The organism is Oscillospiraceae bacterium (assembly GCA_015068525.1).
Classification (GTDB): domain Bacteria; phylum Bacillota; class Clostridia; order UMGS1840; family HGM11507; genus SIG450.
Genome location: SVKJ01000001.1, coordinates 104,011 through 125,476 on the forward strand (window position 1 = coordinate 104,011; position 21,466 = coordinate 125,476).

Annotated in this window: 17 protein-coding genes, 1 pseudogene and 1 riboswitch; of the genes and pseudogenes, 10 read left to right on the top strand and 8 right to left on the bottom strand. The window is 34.2% G+C overall.

Annotated elements, in window-relative coordinates:
- Nucleotides 1–69: 69 nt before the first annotated feature.
- The 4 genes and pseudogenes from E7419_00390 to E7419_00405 all read right to left on the bottom strand — a co-directional run bounded on the left by E7419_00390 (nt 70) and on the right by E7419_00405 (nt 2,466).
- A complete protein-coding gene (locus E7419_00390) occupies nt 70–837 on the bottom strand; it encodes a glucosamine-6-phosphate deaminase (protein ID MBE7013648.1) in 768 nt (255 codons plus the stop codon).
- Between the two features lie 366 nt (nt 838–1,203).
- Nucleotides 1,204–1,713 (bottom strand): cell filamentation protein Fic, encoded by a 510-nt coding sequence (locus tag E7419_00395; protein ID MBE7013649.1) that lies wholly within the window; start codon nt 1,711–1,713, stop codon nt 1,204–1,206.
- Nucleotides 1,714–1,983: 270 nt separating this feature from the next.
- Nucleotides 1,984–2,082 (bottom strand): annotated as a pseudogene (locus E7419_00400) (cell filamentation protein).
- 21 nt (nt 2,083–2,103) lie between these two features.
- The gene (locus tag E7419_00405; protein ID MBE7013650.1) at nt 2,104–2,466 is read right to left on the bottom strand and encodes a metal-dependent transcriptional regulator; all 363 of its coding nucleotides are present in this window, start codon (nt 2,464–2,466) and stop codon (nt 2,104–2,106) included.
- Nucleotides 2,467–2,675: 209 nt separating this feature from the next.
- Here E7419_00405 and E7419_00410 point away from each other — a divergent pair, with 209 nt between their 5' ends.
- From E7419_00410 to E7419_00445, 8 genes are all read left to right on the top strand, one after another.
- A complete protein-coding gene (locus E7419_00410) occupies nt 2,676–2,888 on the top strand; it encodes a ferrous iron transport protein A (protein MBE7013651.1) in 213 nt (70 codons plus the stop codon).
- A 45-nt stretch (nt 2,889–2,933) separates the two neighbouring features.
- Nucleotides 2,934–4,916 carry a ferrous iron transporter B gene (locus E7419_00415; protein MBE7013652.1) on the top strand — a complete coding sequence of 661 codons (1,983 nt, stop codon included), beginning with the start codon at nt 2,934–2,936 and terminating at the stop codon, nt 4,914–4,916.
- A gap of 4 nt (nt 4,917–4,920) precedes the next feature.
- Nucleotides 4,921–5,070 (top strand): FeoB-associated Cys-rich membrane protein, encoded by a 150-nt coding sequence (locus tag E7419_00420; GenBank protein MBE7013653.1) that lies wholly within the window; start codon nt 4,921–4,923, stop codon nt 5,068–5,070.
- A 119-nt stretch (nt 5,071–5,189) separates the two neighbouring features.
- Nucleotides 5,190–5,421, top strand: a riboswitch (cobalamin riboswitch).
- A gap of 238 nt (nt 5,422–5,659) precedes the next feature.
- The gene (locus E7419_00425) at nt 5,660–9,925 is read left to right on the top strand and encodes a DUF4430 domain-containing protein (protein MBE7013654.1); all 4,266 of its coding nucleotides are present in this window, start codon (nt 5,660–5,662) and stop codon (nt 9,923–9,925) included.
- A 76-nt stretch (nt 9,926–10,001) separates the two neighbouring features.
- On the top strand, nt 10,002–11,615 hold the full coding sequence (locus E7419_00430; protein MBE7013655.1) for a hypothetical protein: 1,614 nt from the start codon (nt 10,002–10,004) through the stop codon (nt 11,613–11,615).
- Nucleotides 11,616–11,626: 11 nt separating this feature from the next.
- Nucleotides 11,627–12,409: a DUF4430 domain-containing protein gene (locus E7419_00435; GenBank protein MBE7013656.1), complete on the top strand. Its 783-nt coding sequence runs from the start codon at nt 11,627–11,629 to the stop codon at nt 12,407–12,409.
- Nucleotides 12,402–13,289 (top strand): energy-coupling factor transporter transmembrane protein EcfT, encoded by an 888-nt coding sequence (locus E7419_00440; protein MBE7013657.1) that lies wholly within the window; start codon nt 12,402–12,404, stop codon nt 13,287–13,289. The genes E7419_00435 and E7419_00440 overlap by 8 nt, the downstream gene beginning before the upstream one ends.
- Nucleotides 13,262–15,718 (top strand): ATP-binding cassette domain-containing protein, encoded by a 2,457-nt coding sequence (locus E7419_00445; GenBank protein MBE7013658.1) that lies wholly within the window; start codon nt 13,262–13,264, stop codon nt 15,716–15,718. The genes E7419_00440 and E7419_00445 overlap by 28 nt, the downstream gene beginning before the upstream one ends.
- A gap of 90 nt (nt 15,719–15,808) precedes the next feature.
- Here E7419_00445 and E7419_00450 read toward each other — a convergent pair whose 3' ends face one another.
- From E7419_00450 to ruvC, 4 genes are read right to left on the bottom strand one after another with little or no spacing between them, the layout of a single operon-like run.
- Nucleotides 15,809–16,441 carry a single-stranded DNA-binding protein gene (locus tag E7419_00450; GenBank protein MBE7013659.1) on the bottom strand — a complete coding sequence of 211 codons (633 nt, stop codon included), beginning with the start codon at nt 16,439–16,441 and terminating at the stop codon, nt 15,809–15,811.
- A gap of 60 nt (nt 16,442–16,501) precedes the next feature.
- Nucleotides 16,502–17,518, bottom strand: coding sequence for a Holliday junction branch migration DNA helicase RuvB (gene ruvB, locus E7419_00455; protein MBE7013660.1), 1,017 nt, complete (start codon nt 17,516–17,518; stop codon nt 16,502–16,504).
- A gap of 14 nt (nt 17,519–17,532) precedes the next feature.
- The gene (gene ruvA / locus E7419_00460) at nt 17,533–18,123 is read right to left on the bottom strand and encodes a Holliday junction branch migration protein RuvA (GenBank protein MBE7013661.1); all 591 of its coding nucleotides are present in this window, start codon (nt 18,121–18,123) and stop codon (nt 17,533–17,535) included.
- Between the two features lie 8 nt (nt 18,124–18,131).
- Nucleotides 18,132–18,626 carry a crossover junction endodeoxyribonuclease RuvC gene (gene ruvC / locus E7419_00465; protein ID MBE7013662.1) on the bottom strand — a complete coding sequence of 165 codons (495 nt, stop codon included), beginning with the start codon at nt 18,624–18,626 and terminating at the stop codon, nt 18,132–18,134.
- A 155-nt stretch (nt 18,627–18,781) separates the two neighbouring features.
- Between ruvC and E7419_00470 the strand changes: the two genes are divergently transcribed.
- Complete coding sequence (locus tag E7419_00470) at nt 18,782–19,993, top strand: argininosuccinate synthase (protein ID MBE7013663.1); 1,212 nt, start codon at nt 18,782–18,784, stop codon at nt 19,991–19,993.
- Nucleotides 19,994–20,004: 11 nt separating this feature from the next.
- Nucleotides 20,005–21,384 (top strand): argininosuccinate lyase, encoded by a 1,380-nt coding sequence (gene argH, locus E7419_00475; GenBank protein ID MBE7013664.1) that lies wholly within the window; start codon nt 20,005–20,007, stop codon nt 21,382–21,384.
- Nucleotides 21,385–21,466: the final 82 nt, after the last annotated feature.

A 21,466-nucleotide genomic window follows, 5' to 3' on the forward strand; every position in this document is an offset into this window, starting at 1 on the left:
AACGCACCAAAAAGGAAAACTTTTTGGTGCGTTTTAAAGTTTGTTTACTTTTTTAAAAAATTCTTAAAATTATAGTAAACTTGAACTGTCAGCATCAAGATAGATATTAACATCTTTTGATAATCTCATAATTGATGCAGGGCATTTTTCAGTGATTTCGCCATAAACTGTATTTTTAACTGCTTGTGCTTTTGTTGGAGCAGGAACTATACAAATGTGGCAGTCAACATTTTTAAGTGTTGGAACTGTAAGTGTTAAAGCGTGAGTAGGAACTTCGTCAATGTGGTTAAAGCATCCGTCATTAACTTGTTGCTGACGGCAAACATTGTCAAGTTCAACTATTTTAACCATTTTAGGATCATCAAAGAATGCAACGTGTGGGTCATTGAAAGCAATGTGACCGTTTTCGCCGATACCTAAGCAAACGATATCTGTTGGATTTTCTTTAAGTAACTGAGAATATCTTTCACATTCTTTTTCAGGATCTTCTGCATTACCATTTAGGTAATTAACAGATTTGAATGGTGCTTTTCCAAAAAGTCTGTCTTTTAAGAACTGACCAAATCCCTGAGGAGCACCTTCAGGTAAACCGATATATTCATCCATGTGGAAAGCATTGATTCTTGTAAAATCAATTTCTTTACAGTTAAGTAAACTTTCTAAAAATTCATTTTGTGATGGAGCAGCAGCGAAAATCATATTGATTTCGTCTTTCTTTGAAAGAAGTTCAATGATTTTTGCTTTGCAGTCTTCAGCAGCTGCAAGACCCATTTCTTTTCTTGTTTTATAAGCGTTAACTTTAAAACTTGTTTTTTCTAACATTTTAAATTCCTCCATATTAATTTTTACTTATTTAATGATAACATCATTGACACATTTTGTCAAACCAAAATAATCAAAAATCATAAAAAGAATACTTTATAATAATATTTGCCTGTTAAAATGAAAGATTAAACATTTTATGAAAACTGTTTGTTAATATTATATAATAATGAAATTAAAAACAAAAAATAAAGTTATTAAAATATATTGATAATTTTTAAAAAAAATATTATAAAACAGTAGGGGAGGGGTTCCATCCCCTCCCGAAAATTTTTATTACAAAACGGAATGGACGCAAAAGGGACAGACCCCATTGCGTCCATTTTGATTTTTGCTGCAGTTATTATGAAGTACAACAAGTTATTAAAAATTCTTATAATCTCACAATTCTTCTGTTTTAAAAGCCGCATAGCCTTCATAGTTATAACTGTTATCTATACCTTTCATATACAGTTCGCGGTCATTTATCTTATCAGTCAAAGCATTTTTTAAGATATATTTGATTTCAATGTCTTTTATCGGACTTCGCTCCATAGCAAGCAGATAGTCCTCTTTTGAAACCTTGCTCCAGTCAATAACTTTTCCAAGTTCTTTTTTTAGCATAAGGTCAAGCCATATTCTCGTGCTTCTGCCGTTGCCTTCTCTGAATGGATGTGCAATGTTCATTTCGACATATTTCTCAATTATTTCATCAAATGTTCCCTGCGACATATTACTGATGTGTTCCAATGCGCTTTCAAGATACATTGCTGGTGCAAAGCGAAAACCACCCTTTGCAATGTTAACATCTCTTATTTTGCCTGCAAAGTCATAAATCTCATCGAATAAATATTTATGAATAAAAGCAAGGGCAGAAAATTCACCTGCGTACAGTCCGTCAAGCAAACCTATAGCCGTCGGAGAGCTATCCGAACCCGCCTCTAACCCTTAAAAATCGGCTTTTTCGTTGTTGTCGATTCCGATATACCTCGTATTATCGAAATCTTCCGCCTAGAAAAATCTCAATTTTAAAGCGTTAGAGGTTCGAAGAATTTTCAAATTAGGAAATTTTTCGATAGAATGAGGCAAAAGGTGCAGGGAATATGCAATATTTTCAAAACTTTTAACGATATTATATCAAAAATTTACAATTTAAAAACGAGTTTGGATAACTTTCCGAAGGCTATTGTAAAGTTCGATAGCTTTTTTCTTGCTGATTTTTTCTTCGAAACGAGCAAGTTCGACAGACTCTGTTATGTTGAGTTTATTTTCTAAAGCCACAATAAACCTCCACCAATTATATTATATTTTAAGAAAGTTCTTGATTTTTAAAAGTGTATCGTCACTTATAACATGTTCTATTTTACATGCTTCTTTTGCAGCAACATCTTCCGAAACACCGATATGGACTAAAAGTTTTGATAAAATAGTATGCCTTTCAAATATTTTATTTGCAACATCTTTTCCAAGTTCGGTAAGAGTAAGAGAACCGTCTTCTGCCATTATTACATACCCGCCGTTTTTCAAAAGCCCAACTGCTCTTGATACACTAGGCTTTGAGTAGTTCATATATTCTGCAACATCGATGCTTCTTACAATGTTTTTTTCTTTAGATAAAATGTATATTGTTTCAAGATACATTTCGGCAGATTCCTGTAATTGCATAAACTTTTCTCCTTTTTCCTATATTTTATATTTATTTTATCACAGATAATGATTTTTTTCAAGTAAAAGAAAAATAGGAATTTTTTTACTTAAAAATTATTGACAAATAAGATAAGTTATGTTATCATAATTATTGGTTAGCATATGCTAATTGATTTTTTTGAAAACGAGTTAGCAGTGGCTAATTAAATAAAAGGCAGGCGATATTAATGAATTTAAAAAATGCAGAGATTGGAAAAGAATACATAATAAAATCTATTGAAACTTTTGACGAGGAACTTAATTCATTCTTGTTTTCTTTAGGGTGTTACAGTGGCGAACCTGTTACTGTTATATCACATCTTAAAGGAGGGTGTATTGTTTCTATTAAAGATGGAAGATATCATATAGATAACCCGTTGGCAGAAGCTATAAAAATATAGTATGTTAGTAGGTACTAACCATAATATAATAAAGGAGAAGAAAAAATGAGAATTGCTTTAGCAGGTAATCCCAACAGTGGAAAAACTACAATGTTTAATGCACTCACAGGTGCTAATGAAAAAGTAGGGAACTGGGCAGGGGTTACGGTTGACATAAAGGAACACACTTTAAGGAAAGAATTTTATGACGGGAAAGAAGAAATTATCATAGTTGACTTGCCCGGAGCGTATTCTATGTCACCTTTTACATCGGAAGAAAGTATAACAAGTTCTTTTATAAAAAATGAAAAACCTGATGTTTTAATAAATATTGTTGACGGAACTAATTTAAGCCGTAGTTTGTTTTTTACAACTCAGCTTTTAGAACTTGGTATTCCTGTTGTTGTTGCAATTAATAAAACTGATATAAATGAAAAGAAACAAACAAAAATTGACATAGGAACTTTATCTTTTACATTAGGTTGTCCTGTTGTGGAAACTGTATCCACATCTTCTGACGGACTAAAAGAAGTTATAAAAAAAGCAGTTTTTCAAATTGGAAAAGGGCAAGACGCTCCGTTTATGCAAAATGATATTGATATTAAAGATAAAAAGTCATCCGAAATGGCAGACAGAAAAAGATTCAGCTTTGTTAACAGTATTGTCAGAAACGTTGAGCAACGAAAAATTTTAACAAAAGAATTAAATTATCAGGATAAAATAGATGCATTTCTTACTAACAAGTGGCTTGGAATTCCTATATTTGCTTTTATAATGTTTCTTGTTTTTGATATATCTCAATCCTCATTCGGTCCGTTCTTAGCAGATACTTTAGTTGCGTGGATAGAAATGTTTCAGGAATGGGTTGGAGGGATTTTTTCTGATATTAATCCACTTTTATACGCAATTTTAGTTGACGGTATTATTGGCGGTGTAGGTGCTGTTGTAGGTTTCCTTCCTCTTGTAATGGTAATGTATTTCCTTATCGCACTGCTTGAAGATTGCGGATATATGGCAAGAGTTTCAGTAGTACTTGACCCTATATTTAAAAAAGTAGGTTTATCGGGTAAATCTGTTATTCCCTTTGTTATAGGAACAGGTTGTGCAATTCCGGGAGTTATGGCTTGTCGTACCATAAGAGATGAAAGGGAAAGGCGGGCAACAGCAATGCTGGCGCCATTTATGCCATGCGGTGCAAAACTACCTGTTATAGCACTTTTTGCAGGTGTGTTTTTTGATGACGCGTCTTGGGTAGGTACTTTAATGTACTTTGCAGGTATTGTAATTATTTTTATTGGCGCACTTCTTGTTAATAAAATTACAGGTAATAAGGCAAGGAAATCATACTTTATAATTGAACTTCCCGAGTATAAAATGCCAAGTATAAAAAGAGCATTTTTGTCTATGTGTTCACGTGGTTGGGCTTATATTGTAAAAGCAGGTACTGTTATCCTTATATGTAATACTGCTGTTCAGATTATGCAATCATTTAATTTGAACTTTGAACTTATAGAAGAAGGTATGGAATCAACTTCAATTCTTGCTAAGGTTGCATCTCCTTTTGCTGTTTTACTTATTCCTTTGGGATTTGGTGTATGGCAAATGGCTGCTGCGGCAATTACAGGATTTATCGCAAAAGAAAATGTTGTTGGTACACTTGCAGTGTGCTATGGCGTAACTAATTTTATAGATGTTGAAGAACTTGCACTTACAAGCGGTTCTTTAGAGGTTGCAGGAATTTTTGCTCTTACAAAATCGGCAGCGTTAGCATGTTTAATGTTTAATTTATTTACTCCTCCTTGTTTTGCTGCAATCGGAGCAATGAATTCTGAAATGAAAAGTGCTAAATGGTTATGGGGCGGAATTTCACTCCAGATTGCAACAGGTTACATAGTATCATATCTGGTATATCAGATAGGCTCTCTTATTGAAACAGGAACAGTTGGCAATGGATTTATCGGAGGACTTATTGCTGTTTTGTGTATGATAGGTATTATCATTTATCTTTGTGTAAAAGCAGATAATAATCTTAAAAAACAAAAGGTATAAACTTATGGAAAACTTAATTGTGATTTTAATATTAGTATGTATAGTTGGTTTGGCACTAAGATACATATATAAATCCAAAAAGCAGGGGGCTAAATGTATTGGCTGCCCGTATGCTAAAGAATGCAGTAAGAAATCCTGCGGCGAGGATTCTTAAAAAATAATATTATTGTAAATTAACACGTGTGCTTTTACAAAATTATTGTTGCTATAGTGAAAAATATTTTTATCTATTGACTTTAATTTAATAATGTGTTAAGTTATTTAATGTAAAAATTTAATATATTCACACAAAGTGTTGATTATGTCGCAAAAAAAAGGCATAATCAGTGTAAAGGGAATGGGGTGAGAATCCCCTGCGGTTAAACTGTCGGTGTGTGCATCGAAGTTTTTATATCCGTTATCGAAAGATAGTCATTGGGAAACTGAGAAGGCAGGATATAAAAATGTGGGCTTTTTTGCCTATATGGTGCGAGTCACAAGACCTGCTTTGGTATTGTTCCGTAAGTGCCAATTGGCATAGGAATGGTGTTTTCAGATTGAGATTTAAATATATTTAGGGGATTTATCCTATATTCTTATCTGAATTGTGATTCATCACAGAAAAACTCAGCTGTGGTAATTTTTTTAAAAAGAAAAATTGCCGCAGTTTTTTTGTTGCCTGCGGTAAGCAAATCGGAGGTGAGAAACACAATAAAACAACTTATTTTAAAATTGAGTTTTTTAGATGAAAGGATTGAATCAAATTGAAATTAAAAAAAGGATTTAAAAGTTTTTCAGCTATTTTATTAGTATTCACAATGCTTATGTCACTTTTACCTATAGGAGTTATGGCGACAGACAGCATCACGGTTTATGTTAGTGTGGTACAAGACGGAGAATTTACAACCGGAAAAAACAAAGAAACAATGGCATATGTTCCGGTTACATTGGATATTGAGTCACCAACGATTGATGATGCATTTACCGCCCTGCACGATACCTATTATGTAGACGGAGCAAACGGCTATAGAACGACTGATATGGGGGCTTATATCTCCATCACGAAATTTTGGGGCATAGAATCTGAATATGCCGGCTACTGTAATAACAACCACGTTGCATGGAGTGTTAACGAAAAGGTTGAAGATAAAGCCCATCTCGTTTTTTGGTTCTATCAGGATACAAAAGGCTGGTCTGACGCATACACATTTTTTGATAAAACTACCGCTACAGTGGCTAGTGAAGATGTTTTAAATCTGACTCTTATTAAGGAAGGGAATTCTCCGCTTTCCAATGCAGTGATTACTGTAGATGGCAAAGAGGTTCCTGACAAAATAACCGATGCCGAGGGTAAGGTTTCTCTGTCGTTTGAAGAAGGTGGTACATATACGGTTTCTGCTAAATTTGACGGTTCATACATTGTACCTCCCGTTTGTATTGTTACTGTAACGGAAGAAGGTAAAACAGATGCGGAATATGTAGCGGAAGACAAAGAAGCACTCTCTGTTACTTATACTAACGAACAAAACATTACTCTTCCAAAAACAGGCAAAAGTGGGAAAACCAGAATTGAATGGATTTCTGATAGTTCGAGTATAAATGCTGATACAGGCGTAGTCACTATTCCCGATGAAGATACAATGGTCACCTTGACAGCTACAATCTGGTGCAATGAAGCATCAGATACTAAAACATTTCCCATTAATATTCCCGGACGACTTAACACTGCGAAAAAAATAATAGAATCAAGTACTGTTAAACCGATAGAATATACCAATTCAACAGGTTCGGGATTTAAATATGACTCTGTGACAGATGACACCAATATATTAGCTTTGGTATGTGAACTAATAAATGATGATGGTATTACTGTGGCGTTTGCTGAGAATTTTACTCCAACAGATATTATTGCCCAAGATGGCACTATCACTTACCCAAAAGATGATGTAAAAGAAATTATCCTGCCTATTATACTAACTTTTAATGAACAAAGTGAACAGATAAATGTAAGTGCTGTAATTCCAAAACATTCACAAACGAAAGCAGAAACCATAGATGCTATGAAATCAGATGTTGCAGCGTATATGAATGATCCTAAAGTGCTAAATGGCAACACTTCTTTAAACAATGTGAAGACTACACTTTTACTACCAGGTGGCAAGACATCAGGACTGTATATCGTATGGGCATCAAGCAACGAAGATGTAATTAAAGTCACCGGAAATCCTGTTAGTTCTTCTTCTCATCCCTCAGGTGGTAAGTATGAGGTTAAGATTAATCGTCCGAATGTAGGAGAACAGGATGTAAATGTTACTTTGACAGCAACACTTGTCTATAAGGAAACTTCTATTATGTGTGGTGCAGGTCCTATGCCTGAGAAGTCAGATTGTCAGATTGCCTTTGATATTGTAGTTTCTGCTGTAACGCGTGAAGAAATGCAGACTGTTTTAGATGGTGCTGCATCTGATATTAAAGTTACGGATAAAAACGGTGCGATTGCAGACTTATCAAATATTAAGGATAACCTGTATTTTCCATCTTACGAGGGCTACACTACCACATGGAGTACAGAAAATCTGCCAATCACAATTCCCGATAAAGGATATGACAAATCCACAGTAACTCGCCCTGTTTTAGGAGAAAATGTAACAGGAACAATAACTCTCACGCTTGCCAAAGGAAAAACAATTTTATCCAAAAACTTTGATGCCACAGTATTAGCATGGACAGAATCTGAACTGGAAACGGAACGCGACAAGTTACAACGAATAGCGGATGCACTGACCTTCGATGAGATAAAAAATAAAAATACCGATGCTAATTCGGTTACATCAAATCTATATTTAAGACAAAATGCCAAAATTGATGGAGAAAAAGTTACTTTCAATACATACAATTCTGCATCTTATCCCTATCAAATTACATGGAACATTACACCAGGCGATGTAATTACATTCAGTAATGGCACAGGTAAGGTTACAGCACCTCTTAATACTACAGAAGTTAGCCTTGATGCTGAAATTACATTGAAGGCTTCTATCGAAGGTGTAAAAAGTGTTAAGAAAACAATTAAGATTACCATTCCAGGCTCTCGCAGTTTAAACACTGCTGAATCTTTAGAGGCTTTACTGGATGGTATTGCAGCACAAACAACAGATACAACCAACTGGGAGTCTTTTATGGCTATGGCTGCCTATGAAAAGGTACGTCCTTCGGGTTTGAAACTTACGGATACAGCAAAACAAAATATGATAAATATCTCACTTAATAGTATTTCTTCAGGAAATCCTGATGAATCCGTCTATGCTAAGACAATTCTTGATATGCAAAGTATTGGTATAAATCCTAAAGAGATTTATCCGGTCAACGGTAACACACCTGTAGATGTTGTGGCGGGGCTAAACAGTACTTCTCATCAAAGCGCAATCTGGACTGCTGCTTATACACTTCTTGCTTATCAGCAAGGTAACTATAGTACGGATACAAAGGAAGCGGATTTAGTTAATGCACTTTTAGATACTCAACTTGAAAATGGCGGCTGGACTGCATTTGAAACAGCAGAGGCAGATGCTACAGGTATAGCTATCCTGGCACTTGCTAAATATTATAATGACAATGCTGCTGTAAAGGATGCTATCGATAAGGCGGTTCATTATCTTAGTGAAGTTCAGCTCAGTAACGGTGGTTTTGGCGGAACATGGGGTGAGAATGCCAACAATTCTGCCTGTGTCATTATGGGACTTAGTGCGATGGGCATCAACCCTGACACTGATAGCCGTTTCATCAAAAACGGTAACAGTGTTGTGGATAGACTTTTAGATTTTGCTTTGGAGGATAATAGCGGATTTGGGTTTAATGACGGTGATACAACGGTAAATGCTTATGCCACACAGCAGGGCTTTCCTGCTCTTATTGCGGTATATCAAGTAATTAAAAATGGTACAGCCTACAATGTCTATGACTTCAGTAGTAACACTCTGTCCCCAGGACGTGCTACAGGCACAGGTGCAGTTATAACTCCATCTAAACCAAGTGGAGATAGTATCACTGTCAGAGTAACCATTAAGTCAGATACAGGCTATTGGCTAAATAACAAATCTGTAACCTTATCAGGTACAGGTGCTACCGTATATCATGCCCTGATAAAAGCACTTGAAAACAGTGGCATCACTCAGGTAGGAGCTGAAAGCGGATATATTGAATCCATGACAAAAAGTGGACGCACATTGGCTGAGTTTAACGATAGTAAAAATTCCGGATGGATGTATAAAGTCAATGATACCTTGCCAAAGGTGGGTCTGACTGAATGCGAAATTAATAACGGAGATAAAATTGTTTGGTTCTTTACTAATGACTGGACGACTGTTCCCGGCACAACAGGTTCCTTTGGTGGAAAAGGAACTTCTCCTAAAAAAGATACAAATGAGGAAGAAGCCAAAAAGGAAGATGCCGAAATTCAAGAAAAACCCACTTTCACAGAAACCACTTTTTATGATGTTAAAAAAGAAGATTGGCACTATAATTACATAAAGTATGTATATGAAAATAATCTTATGTGTGGTACGGGTAACGGTTTTGAGCCTGAAGGTAAAATGTCAAGAGCTACGCTCGTAACCGTTCTTTACAGAATGGCAAAGCCTGAAAGTGTTGAAAGCACACATAACTTTAAAGATGTAGTTAAAGGTCAGTGGTATTCTGATGCGGTTGCTTGGGCGGCTGCAAAAGGAATTGTAAATGGTATCACAAGCACAGAGTTTGCACCCGATAGTGATATATCCCGTGAACAGATGGCACTTATTATCTATCGTTTTGCAAAAATGCAGGGTTATGATGTAACTAATAAGGCTGAAATTTCAAGCTTTGCAGATACAGGTGATGTAAGTGATTGGGCACTTGATGCAATTTCTTGGGCAAACAAAGCTGAACTTGTAAATGGTACAAGTGAAACTACACTTTCACCGAAAGCTACCGCAACCCGTGCTCAGGTTGCGAAAGTTCTGATGCGTTTTTGTGAGAATGTAATAAAATAAGAATTTAAGGTATTTTGCGAACAGTTAGAGTAAAAACTGACTGCTCGCTTTCGCCTTTTTAAAAGGAGCATTAAAAATGAAGAGATTTATATCAATGTTTTTAATACTGATAATATGTTTATCAACTTATGTTACATCTTTTGCTAAAATAAATTATGATATTGATTTTGTTTTAAATGATATTGCTTCATATATATTAAAAACTGTACCAAATCCAAAAGTAGGTTCTGTTGGAGGGGAATGGACGGTTTTAGGTCTTTCGCGAAGTGGTATAGAGATTACGGATGAATACTATATGAACTATTATGAAAATGCAGAAGAATATGTGAAGAAAAATAAAGGTAATCTTCACGATAAGAAATATACTGAATATGCAAGAGTTATTGTTGCCCTTACATCTATCGGTAAAAGTCCTGAAGATGTTGCAGGTTATAATCTTCTAACACCACTTGGCGATTATGAAAAAACAATTTGGCAAGGAATAAATGGAGCAATATGGGCACTTATTGCACTTGATTGCGGAAATTATGATATGCCGGATAATCCTGATGCTACCATTCAGGCAACAAGAGAGATGTATATAAACTATATTCTTGATAATCGGACATCAGATGGAGGATGGGCGCTTTCAGGAGATACAGCAAATCCTGATATTACGGGAATGGCACTTTGTGCTCTTTCGAAATATCAGTATAATAAGAGTGTGAAAAACGCAATAAACACAGCACTTGATACAATGAGTAAAAATCAGGATGATAAAGGAGGCTTTTCGAGTTTTGGAACTCCGAATTCTGAAAGTTGTGTTCAAATGCTTGTTGCTCTTAGTGAACTTGGTATTTCAATTAATGATTCGCGGTTTGTTAAAAACGGATATACGATTTTAGATAATCTTATGACCTGCTATGTTCGGGGAAAAGGATTTACTCACGAAAATGGTGGGAACAGTTCAAATCTTATGGCAACCGAGCAGGCTTTTTATGGTATAGTTTCAGTAAAGAGAGCAAGTACAGGTAAACCCGGTTTGTTCCAAATGTCTGATGCAGTTTCCTTTTTTGAAAATACTGAGTCTTTGATTGGGTTGAAAAATAAAAATAAAGATGTTATGAAAATGGATGTTATTCTTCCGGGTAAGACTTTTACAGATATAGCAGAATATAAAGAAAAAACAAAAATTGAAGCATTGGCTGAAAGGGGAATTATAAACGGTAAGTCAGAAAATATTTTTGATCCGGACGGTACAATGACACGTGCAGAATTTGCAACTATTATAACCAAAGGTCTTGGCATTTATAAAAAGAGCAACATTGTTTTTAAAGATGTAAATGTAAATGATTGGTTTTACAACTATGTTTCTATTGCATATTCTTACGGAATTATAAAAGGTATATCGGAAAATGAGTTTAATCCAAACGGAACGGTAAGTCGTGAAGAAGCAGCAGTTATGATTGCAAGGGCTTCGGAACTATGTGGTATGGATACCGAAATGGATATTCGCATGGTCCGTGATGTTCTTGCTCAGTTTTCAGACTATATTTCAAGTTCAGAATGGTCGCAAAGTTCACTTGCCTTTTGCTACAGTGAAAAAATCCTTGATGACAGTGTTATGGATATAAAACCGAAAGAAGCGGTTACAAGAGGAGAATTTGCATCCATGTTTTATAAAATGATTTCTCTTGCAGAACTTATTTAAGGAGGAATTAAATGAGAAAACATTATAAAAAGATTTTAACAGGTTTTGTAATTTTAATATTGTTAGTTATTGCTTTTTTGTGTGGTGGTGATGCACCTGGGCTTAGCAATTATACTTTAAGGTCAAAAGAAAATACAAATACTAAACAGGTTGAGGAAATCAAAGAAACAAAAACTATTAAAGAAAACGACTCTTTATGCGAAAGTGATTTCCAACAAAAAAATGAAAACAAAAATCTTAAATATCAGGAAGAAACTAAAATTGTTATAAAAGAAAACACAGAAGAGAATAAACAAAAAAACGATTCAATGCTTAATGAAAATCCTGTACCTGTCAAGCCTGAAAATATATCGGTTGCAGATAAAGAACTTACTTGTACACTATCTGTAAGGTGCGATACGGTTTTAAATAATATTGGATGGCTTGATGACAAAAAAACAGATATAGTGCCAAAAGACGGCGTTATATTTGAAAAAAAGACTGTTGTTTTCTACGAAGGCGAAAGTGTTTTCAATGTGCTTATGCGGGAAATGAAACGAAGTAAGATACATCTGGAATTTGAAAACACTCCTTTATATAACAGTGCCTATATTGAAGGTGTAGCCAATATTTACGAATATGACTTAGGCGAACTGTCAGGATGGATGTATAAAGTTAATGGGTGGTTTCCTAATTACGGATGTTCACTATATCAGCTTAAAGAGGGTGATAATGTGGAATGGGTATATACGTGCGATCTTGGAGTAGATGTAGGTGGAGAATATTCAAAAGGAAATGGTAAATATAATGAATGAATTTAAAACATACCATCCAATTGTAAATTTTACATATTTTGCATTTGTAATTGTTTTTTCCTGCTTTTTTATGCATCCGTTGTGCCTTGTTATTTCGCTTGTATCAGGATTTTTATATTCTGTCATACTGAAAGGAAAAAAACAGGTCAAAATTAATTTTATGTATATGCTTCCAATGTTAATTGTAATGGCGCTTATAAACCCTGCTTTTAATCACGAAGGTGTAACTGTTATAACATACCTACCAAGCGGAAACCCTCTTACATTTGAATCCATAGTTTACGGGCTGTGTTCGGCTACAATGATCATAAGTGTTATATGCCATTTTGCATGCTTTAATGAAGTTATGACTAGTGATAAGTTTATCTATCTGTTTGGTAAAATTATTCCTGCATTGTCACTTATAATATCAATGACACTACGCTTTGTGCCTAAGTTTGCATCTCAAATAAAAATCGTAAGCAATGCACAAAAGTGTATAGGGCGTGATGTTTCAAACGGCAGTGTTATAAAACGCGTAAAGAGAGGACTTAATATTTTATCTATTATGACAACATGGTCTTTAGAGAATGCTATTGAAACTGCTGACAGTATGAAATCACGAGGATATGGCATACCGGGCAGAACAGCGTTTTCAATTTTCAGGTTTGACAGGAGAGATAAAAAAGCACTAATTTGTATTTTGATTTTGGGTATATATATACTAACAGGAAACATAACAGGTGAAATGGATTTTAATTTTTTCCCATCTATACAAATGTCAAACATTTCTGTGTTCGGAATAAGCGTTTTTATGGCATATTTTTTACTGTGTGTATGTCCTGTAATTATTGAACTTTGGGAGGTGAAAAAATGGAAAACATTAGTATCAAAAATTTAAGTTTTACTTACCCGAAACAAGCAAAGAGAACTCTTGAAAATATAAATTTTACAGTTAATCAGGGCGAGTTTCTTTTGCTTTGCGGAAAATCAGGATGTGGTAAAACTACGCTTCTAAAATTATTAAAACCCTCATTATCGCCATTTGGAAAAAAAGAAGGAAACATATATTTTAACGCAAAATTACTGACAGATTACACTATAAAAGAACAAGCGTCTAAAATAGGATTTGTAATGCAAAATCCTGACAATCAGATTGTAACAGATAAAGTATGGCACGAACTTGCATTTGGACTCGAGAGTCTTGGATACAAACAAAATGAAATAAGGACAAGAGTGTCTGAAATGGCATCTTTTTTTGGAATACAAAATTGGTTTTATAAAAATGTATGCGAACTTTCGGGCGGTCAGAAACAACTTTTAAATCTTGCATCCATCATGGTTATGCAACCATCCGTATTAATACTTGATGAGCCAACAAGTCAACTTGACCCGATTGCTTCGGAAGAATTCTTAAATGTTCTTGAAAGAATAAACCGTGAACTGGGTACAACTGTTATACTCGCTGAGCATTGTCTGGAAGATGCTTTTTCAATGGCGGACAGGATTATTGTTATGGATAACGGAAAAGTTATTGCAGATGATAACCCCAAAAACATAGGCGAAATTTTAAAATCTCAAAATCATGATATGTATAAAGCTCTTCCAACACCTTTGAGAGTTTATGGCAATGTGCCAAATAACCTGCCTTGTCCGTTAACTGTAAGGGAAGGCAGAATGTGGCTTTTAGAATATTCAAAAGAGAATGTACTAAATCCTGATATTATTCCGAAAGATATAATTAAGAATAATAATGAAACCGTAATAGAAGTTAAAGATGCGTATTTCCGATACGAAAAGGATTTACCCGATGTTGTAAAAGGGTTGGATTTAACTGTAAATAAGGGTGAAATTTTTTGTTTGCTCGGAGGTAACGGAACGGGAAAATCAACAGCAATTTCTCTTATAGCAGGACTTAATAAAGCGTATAGAGGCGATGTTTTTATAAAAGGTAAAAGTATTTTAAAAACAAAAGATTTATATAATGGACTTTTGGGAGTTCTTCCGCAAAATCCACAAAGTATGTTTGTAAAAAAAACCGTATACCTTGACTTAATGGAAATATTACGAGATAAAAAACTTTCCAAGAAAGAAAAAGAACAAAAGGTACATAATATATCAACACTTTTAAGAATAGATAATCTTTTAGAAAGCCATCCTTATGATTTATCCGGTGGCGAACAACAAAGAGTTGCACTTTCCAAGATACTTCTTACGGAGCCTGAAATTTTGCTACTTGACGAGCCGACAAAAGGAATGGATATACATTTTAAAGAAGAATTTGCAGATATTCTTTTAGATTTAAAATTAAAAGGCGTTACAATTCTTATGGTATCTCATGATTTAGAATTCTCGGCAAAGTATGCTGACAGATGCGCTCTGATGTTTGACGGAAAGTTGACATCTTGTGATACACCAAGAGAGTTCTTTAAGGGGAAGAATTTTTATACAACGTCTGCAAATCGTATGGCAAGAACAAAACTTTCTGATGCGGTTTTAGCAGAAGATATAATTCTTGCCTGTGGAGGAAAAATAGAAAAATTAGAAAAGAAAACGCAAAATACAGAATCAGAAAATCATATAAGTGATAATGAAATGCAAATAACGCAAATTCCAAAGTCGGAGAGAAACATTGCTAAAAAAACTCTTATGGCATTATTTATAATATTTCTTTTAATACCTCTTACAATTTATATCGGGATTTCATTCTTTGGTGACAGGAAGTATTATTTTATAAGTATTCTTATTATATTGGAAACAATAATACCATTTTGCATGATGTTTGAAGCAGGAAAACCGAAAGCAAGAGAACTCGTACTGATAAGTGTATTATGTGCTATGGCAGTTGCTGGAAGAGCAGCGTTCTTTATGCTTCCTGAGTTTAAACCTGTCGTGGCACTTATAATTATTTCCGGTGTGTGTTTAGGAGGAGAGGCAGGATTTTTGGTAGGTGCGGTTACTGCCTTTGTTTCAAATTTTTTCTTTGGGCAAGGTCCATGGACACCATGGCAGATGTTTGCATTTGGTATCATAGGTTTTATAAGTGGTATTCTTTTTAAAAAAGGTCCTTTTAAAAGGGATAGGGTGTCACTTACAATATTTGGATTTTTTGCAACTCTTGTAATATATGGGGGGATTATGAATCCGGCATCAGTAATTATGTATCAGAATAAAATTAACTGGAATATGATTTTCTCATCTTATGTTGTTGGAATACCAATGGATTTAATTCATTCTATCTCAACTGCTTTTTTTCTGTGGATTCTATCTGAGTCGATGATAGAAAAACTGGAAAGAATAAAAGTTAAATATGGTTTGGTCAATATTTAAAAATAAGTATAGAATAAATTTTATTTACAATAAAAGTTTCAAATAATTTTAAAAAAATCACTTACTGTTTTTAGTAAGTGATTTTTTATGTTAAATTTCGTCTTTTACAAGTTCCAATTTCCCCACAGATATTTCAAAAGCAGTTTTTGTAATTTCAGTTTCGTCATCTAATTTTTTCTGATAATTTCTGCTTTGAATTCTGCCTGAAATCCTTATTCTGTCTCCGACATTTAAGTTTGATGCAAATTTGGCATTTCGTCCCCATGCAATACAAGGTATATAGTCTGATTTATTATGTATTCTGTTGACTGCAAGTAAAATGTCTGTTATTTCTCTGCCAAAAGGCGTAATACGATAAACAGGGGGCTTGCAAATGAAACCATCAAGATATATTTCATTTTTATCTGGACTTTCAAATGATGCTTCGCTTATATCTTTTGCAAAAAGGGTAAGAAGAAGTTTGTTGCCGACTGAAGAAAAATTATTATAAGAACGGAATTGACCATATATACTAAGTTTTGCTCCATAAGATAAATTAAGGTTTTCATTTAAAAGTCTTTCGGACACCGTTACATTTATTGTATCAAAAGAATCGGAAAGTCTTTGTGACTTTATTTTAAAGTTAAAAAACTTTTCTTCGTATATTTCGTGGCTGAGTGTAAGTTCGCTTTCAACTGTTCCTAATACAAATGCGTAGTTGTTTTCAGTTTCTTTAATTAACATATCTTTTATCTCCTATTTAATATTATACTAAATATTATTATAGAAGATTTGAAAATATGCCTAAAAAGAAATCTGATCTTCTTTTAAGTAATCAATTCCAAAATGTTCATAAGCAAGTTTGGTCACCATTCTGCCTCTTGGTGTACGGTTTAGAAATCCTAACTGAAGTAAATAAGGTTCATAAACATCTTCAATTGTCGTTGCTTCTTCGCCTATTGTTGCGGCAAGAGTATCAAGTCCTACGGGTCCTCCGCCAAAAGCGTTTATTATTGCAAGAATCATTCTTTTATCAGTTTTATCAAGACCAATATTATCAATTTCCATCATTTTTAAGGCTTTGTCAGTTATTTCTTTTGTGATAACACCATTTCCCAAAACCTGTGCATAATCTCTTACTCTTTTTAAAAGCCTGTTTGCAATTCTTGGCGTTCCTCTTGAACGTGAAGCAATTTCCAAAGCACCTTCATCTTCAATTTCAATATTTAAAATTCCTGCTGATCTTGTAACGATTTTTTTGAGTTCTTCCGTTGTGTATAAATCAAGCCTTAAAAGAACGCCAAAACGATCTCTTAAAGGTGCAGTAAGATTTCCTGCTTTAGTTGTGGCACCGATTAAGGTGAATTTAGGAAGGTCAAGCCTGATACTCCTTGCAGACGGACCTTTCCCTATAATAATATCCAAAGCATAATCTTCCATAGCAGGATATAAAACTTCTTCGACACTTTTTGAAAGACGATGGATTTCGTCAATGAACAAAACATCATTTTCTGAAAGATTGGTAAGGATTGCTGCTAAATCACCGGGTTTTTCAATGGCAGGACCTGATGTGACACGGATATTGACATTAAGTTCGTTTGCAATGACCTGAGAAAGAGTGGTTTTACCAAGTCCCGGAGGTCCATACAGTAAAACATGGTCTAAAGATTCGTCCCTTTGTTTTGCTGCGGTTATGCATATATTTAAATTTTCTTTTGAATTTTCCTGACCGACATAATCGCATAAGAACTTCGGCCTTAAAGACTGGTCGTTATCGCAAGAAAGTTCTCTTGCTGAAATTATTCTTTCGTTTTCCTCCATAACAAATCCTCACTTTAGTTCATTAAAAGTTTCAATGCATTTTTTATAATATCTTCAACATTGGCATAACTGTCTTTAACATTTGAAACAGCACCTTTTGCTTCAAGTTGTGAATATCCAAGCACCATAAGAGCATCGACTGCTTCTTTTATCATATCGTTTGAAACAAGTGAATCACTGGTTGCCATCTCTTCATAGTTACCTGTCTTGGCAATCTTGTCTTTTAATTCCAAAACGATTCTTTCTGCAATTTTTTTACCAATGCCTGGTGCTTTGGTTATAGCACCGATATCGCTTTTAATAACGGATATGGCAAATACGTCTGTCGGCATAAATGACAGTATGGATAATGCTGCTTTAGGACCTACTCCTGAAACTGTAATCAGCATCTGAAATGTACTTAGTTCTTCAAGCGAACAAAAACCATAAATATCAAATGTGTCTTCTCTTATATGAGTATAAGTATATGCTAAAAATTCATCGTTTAAAGTTGCTCTTTCCAAAGTGGTAAAAGATGTATAAACTTTATATCCTGCACCACCGACATCTATTACCATAAAATTATTTTCTTTATAAGTAACTTTGCCTTTTAAATAATAAAACATTTATATACCTACCTTATGTTTAGTTTAGAATTCATATTAAACGAATGAGCATGGCAAACTGCAACAGCCAGTGCATCGGCAACATCATCAGGTTTAGGTATTTTTTCCAAGTTTAAAAGAACTTTAACCATTTGCTGAACCTGTTCTTTTGCCGCTCTTCCGTAACCAACGACAGCCTGCTTGATTTGCAGGGGAGTGTACTCACATATCGGAATATCATTTATCGCTCCGCATAACAGACATACACCTCTGCCCTGACCAACATTTATAGCAGTTTTTGCATTATTGTTAAAAAATAATTCCTCAATCGCAATAACATCGGGTTTATATTCATTTATTATGCAATTTAATTCATCGTAAATTTTCTTTAGTCTACCCGCAAAATCAGTGTGTGCCTCAGTGGTAATCTTAGTATATTCAATGACTTTGAACTTATTTCCGACATATTCTATGATACCAATTCCCACTATTGCAAAGCCAGGGTCTATCCCAAGTATTCTCATATTTAAAACCTCTTTTGCATAAAAATACATTTTTTTGTATTTTTATAAAAAATACTTGCATTTTTAGAAATAATATAGTATAATCTAATATATTGTAACATATTTATTTTAATTTAACAATAATTAAATTTATAAAACTTTTTGGAGGAATAAAAATGAGCAAGAAAGAAAAAGTAATTTTAGCGTATTCAGGCGGTCTTGATACATCTATCATTATCCCATGGCTAAAAGAAAATTATGATTACGAAGTTATCGCTGTATGTGGCGATGTAGGTCAGGGTAAAGAAACTGAAGGGCTAGAAGAAAAAGCGTTAAAAACAGGTGCTTCTAAACTTTATATAGAAGATTTGAAAGAAGACTATGTTGCAAATTACATATTCCCTACATTAAAAGCAGGTGCTGTATATGAAGGAAAATATTTACTTGGCACATCTCATGCACGTCCTTGTATTGCTAAAAGACTTGTTGAAATAGCAGAAAAAGAAGGTGCAGTTGCAATTTGTCATGGTGCAACAGGTAAGGGGAATGACCAGGTAAGATTTGAACTTACAATTAAAGCGCTTGCTCCTCATCTTAAAATTATTGCACCTTGGAGAATTTGGGATATCCGTTCAAGAGAAGATGAGATTGAATATGCAGAAAAAAGAAATATTCCAATCCCTGTAACCAAAGAAGATAACTATTCAATGGATAGAAATGTATGGCACTTATCTCATGAAGGTTTGGATTTGGAAGATCCATGGAACGAACCTAAATATGATAAAATTTTACAACTTATGACTACACCTGAAAAAGCACCTGATAAGTGTGAATATATTGAAATAGAATTTGAAAAAGGTGTTCCTGTTGCTATTAACGGAGAAAAAATGTCTCCGCTTAAATTAGTTGAAAAAGCAAATGAACTTGGCGGAAAACACGGCGTTGGTATTGCCGATATGGTTGAAAACAGACTTGTTGGTATGAAATCAAGAGGTGTGTATGAAACTCCGGGTGGAACTATTTTATACACTGCTATAAAAGAACTTGAATATTTATGCTTAGACAGGCAGACAATGCACTACAAAGAACTTGTATCTTTTAAATATGCAGAACTTGTGTATGACGGATTATGGTTCACTCCTTTAAGAGAAGCAATTGATGCATTTGTTAATGTTTGTGCCGAAAATGTAACAGGTACGGTAAGACTTAAATTATATAAAGGTCAGGTAACTCCTGCAGGTGCTAAATCTCCATATTCATTATACTCAGAAGAGTTTGCTACTTTTGATGAAGATGAAGTTTATAATCATAAAGATGCAGAAGGATTTATCAACTTGTTCGGCTTACCACTAAAAGTAAGAGCGCTTAAAGAAAAAGAAAACAAATAAGGAGTCGCATTATGAAATTATGGGGTGGTCGATTTTCCAAGGAAACTGACAGTCTTGCCAATGACTATAACTCTTCAATAAAGTTTGACAAAAGACTTTATAAGGAAGATATTACAGGCAGTATTGCTCATGTTAAAATGCTTGGGAATCAGAATATTATTCCAAAAGAGAATGCCTTAAAAATAGAAAAAGAATTAAATAATATTTTAGCCGATATTGAATCGGGGAAAGTTGAATTTTCCATAAATGCAGAAGATATTCATATGAATATTGAAACCATTCTTATAGAAAGATTAGGGGATATAGGAAAACAACTTCATACAGGCAGAAGCAGAAATGACCAGGTTGCAGTTGATTTTAAAATGTATTTAAGAAATGAATGTGAAGATATTCATAGTCTTTTATACAATTTACTTTGCGTAATATTAAAAATTGCAAAAGAAAATAAAAATACTGTAATGCCCGGTTATACGCATTTGCAAAAGGCTCAGCCGATAACGTTATCCCATCATATGATGGCATATTTCCAAATGTTTCTAAGAGATTATGACAGGCTTACCGATTGTGTTAAAAGGCTTAATTTCTGTCCTTTAGGTTCAGGTGCACTTGCTACAACCACTTATCCTCTTGACAGGGAATTTACTGCAAAGGAACTTGGCTTTACAGCACCTACCGAAAACAGTCTTGACGGCGTTTCGGACAGGGATTATGCAATAGAATTCACATTTGTTGCATCAATGATAATGATGCATCTTTCAAGATTTTCGGAAGAAGTTATTCTATGGTGTACCAATGAATATTCTTTTGTAGAACTTGATGATAGTTTTTCTACAGGCTCAAGTATAATGCCTCAGAAGAAAAATCCTGATATGGCAGAACTTACACGAGGTAAAACAGGCAGAGTTTATGGCTCTCTTATGACACTTCTTACAGTTATGAAAGGTCTTCCTCTTGCTTATAATAAAGATATGCAGGAAGATAAGGAAGCAACTTTTGATGCAGTTGATACGCTTAAAATGTGCCTTCCTGTGTTTACAAAAATGCTTGATACTGCTAAATTTAATAAAGCAAATATGGAAAACGGTGCAAAAAAAGGATTTACAAATGCAACCGATGCTGCAGATTACTTAGTAAAATGCGGTATCCCGTTTCGTGATGCTCATAAAGTAATTGGTGAAATGGTAGCATATTCAATAGAAAATAATATTTCATTAGAAGAAATAGAATTAACTAAGTTAAAAGAGTTTTCACCGGTTATAACTGAAGATTTCTATAATGCAATTTCTCTTAATACCTGTGTCAATGAAAGAAATGTCTATGGCGGTCCGTCTGAGAAAGCCATAGAAAAAGCAATAAAAAATGCCGAAGAATTTTTAAAAGTAAACGCATAGAAAAGCAAACTAAAAAATAAGTTGCACAAAAAGTGCAACTTATTTTTTGTATATATCATTTGAAAATATTGTCATATAAAAA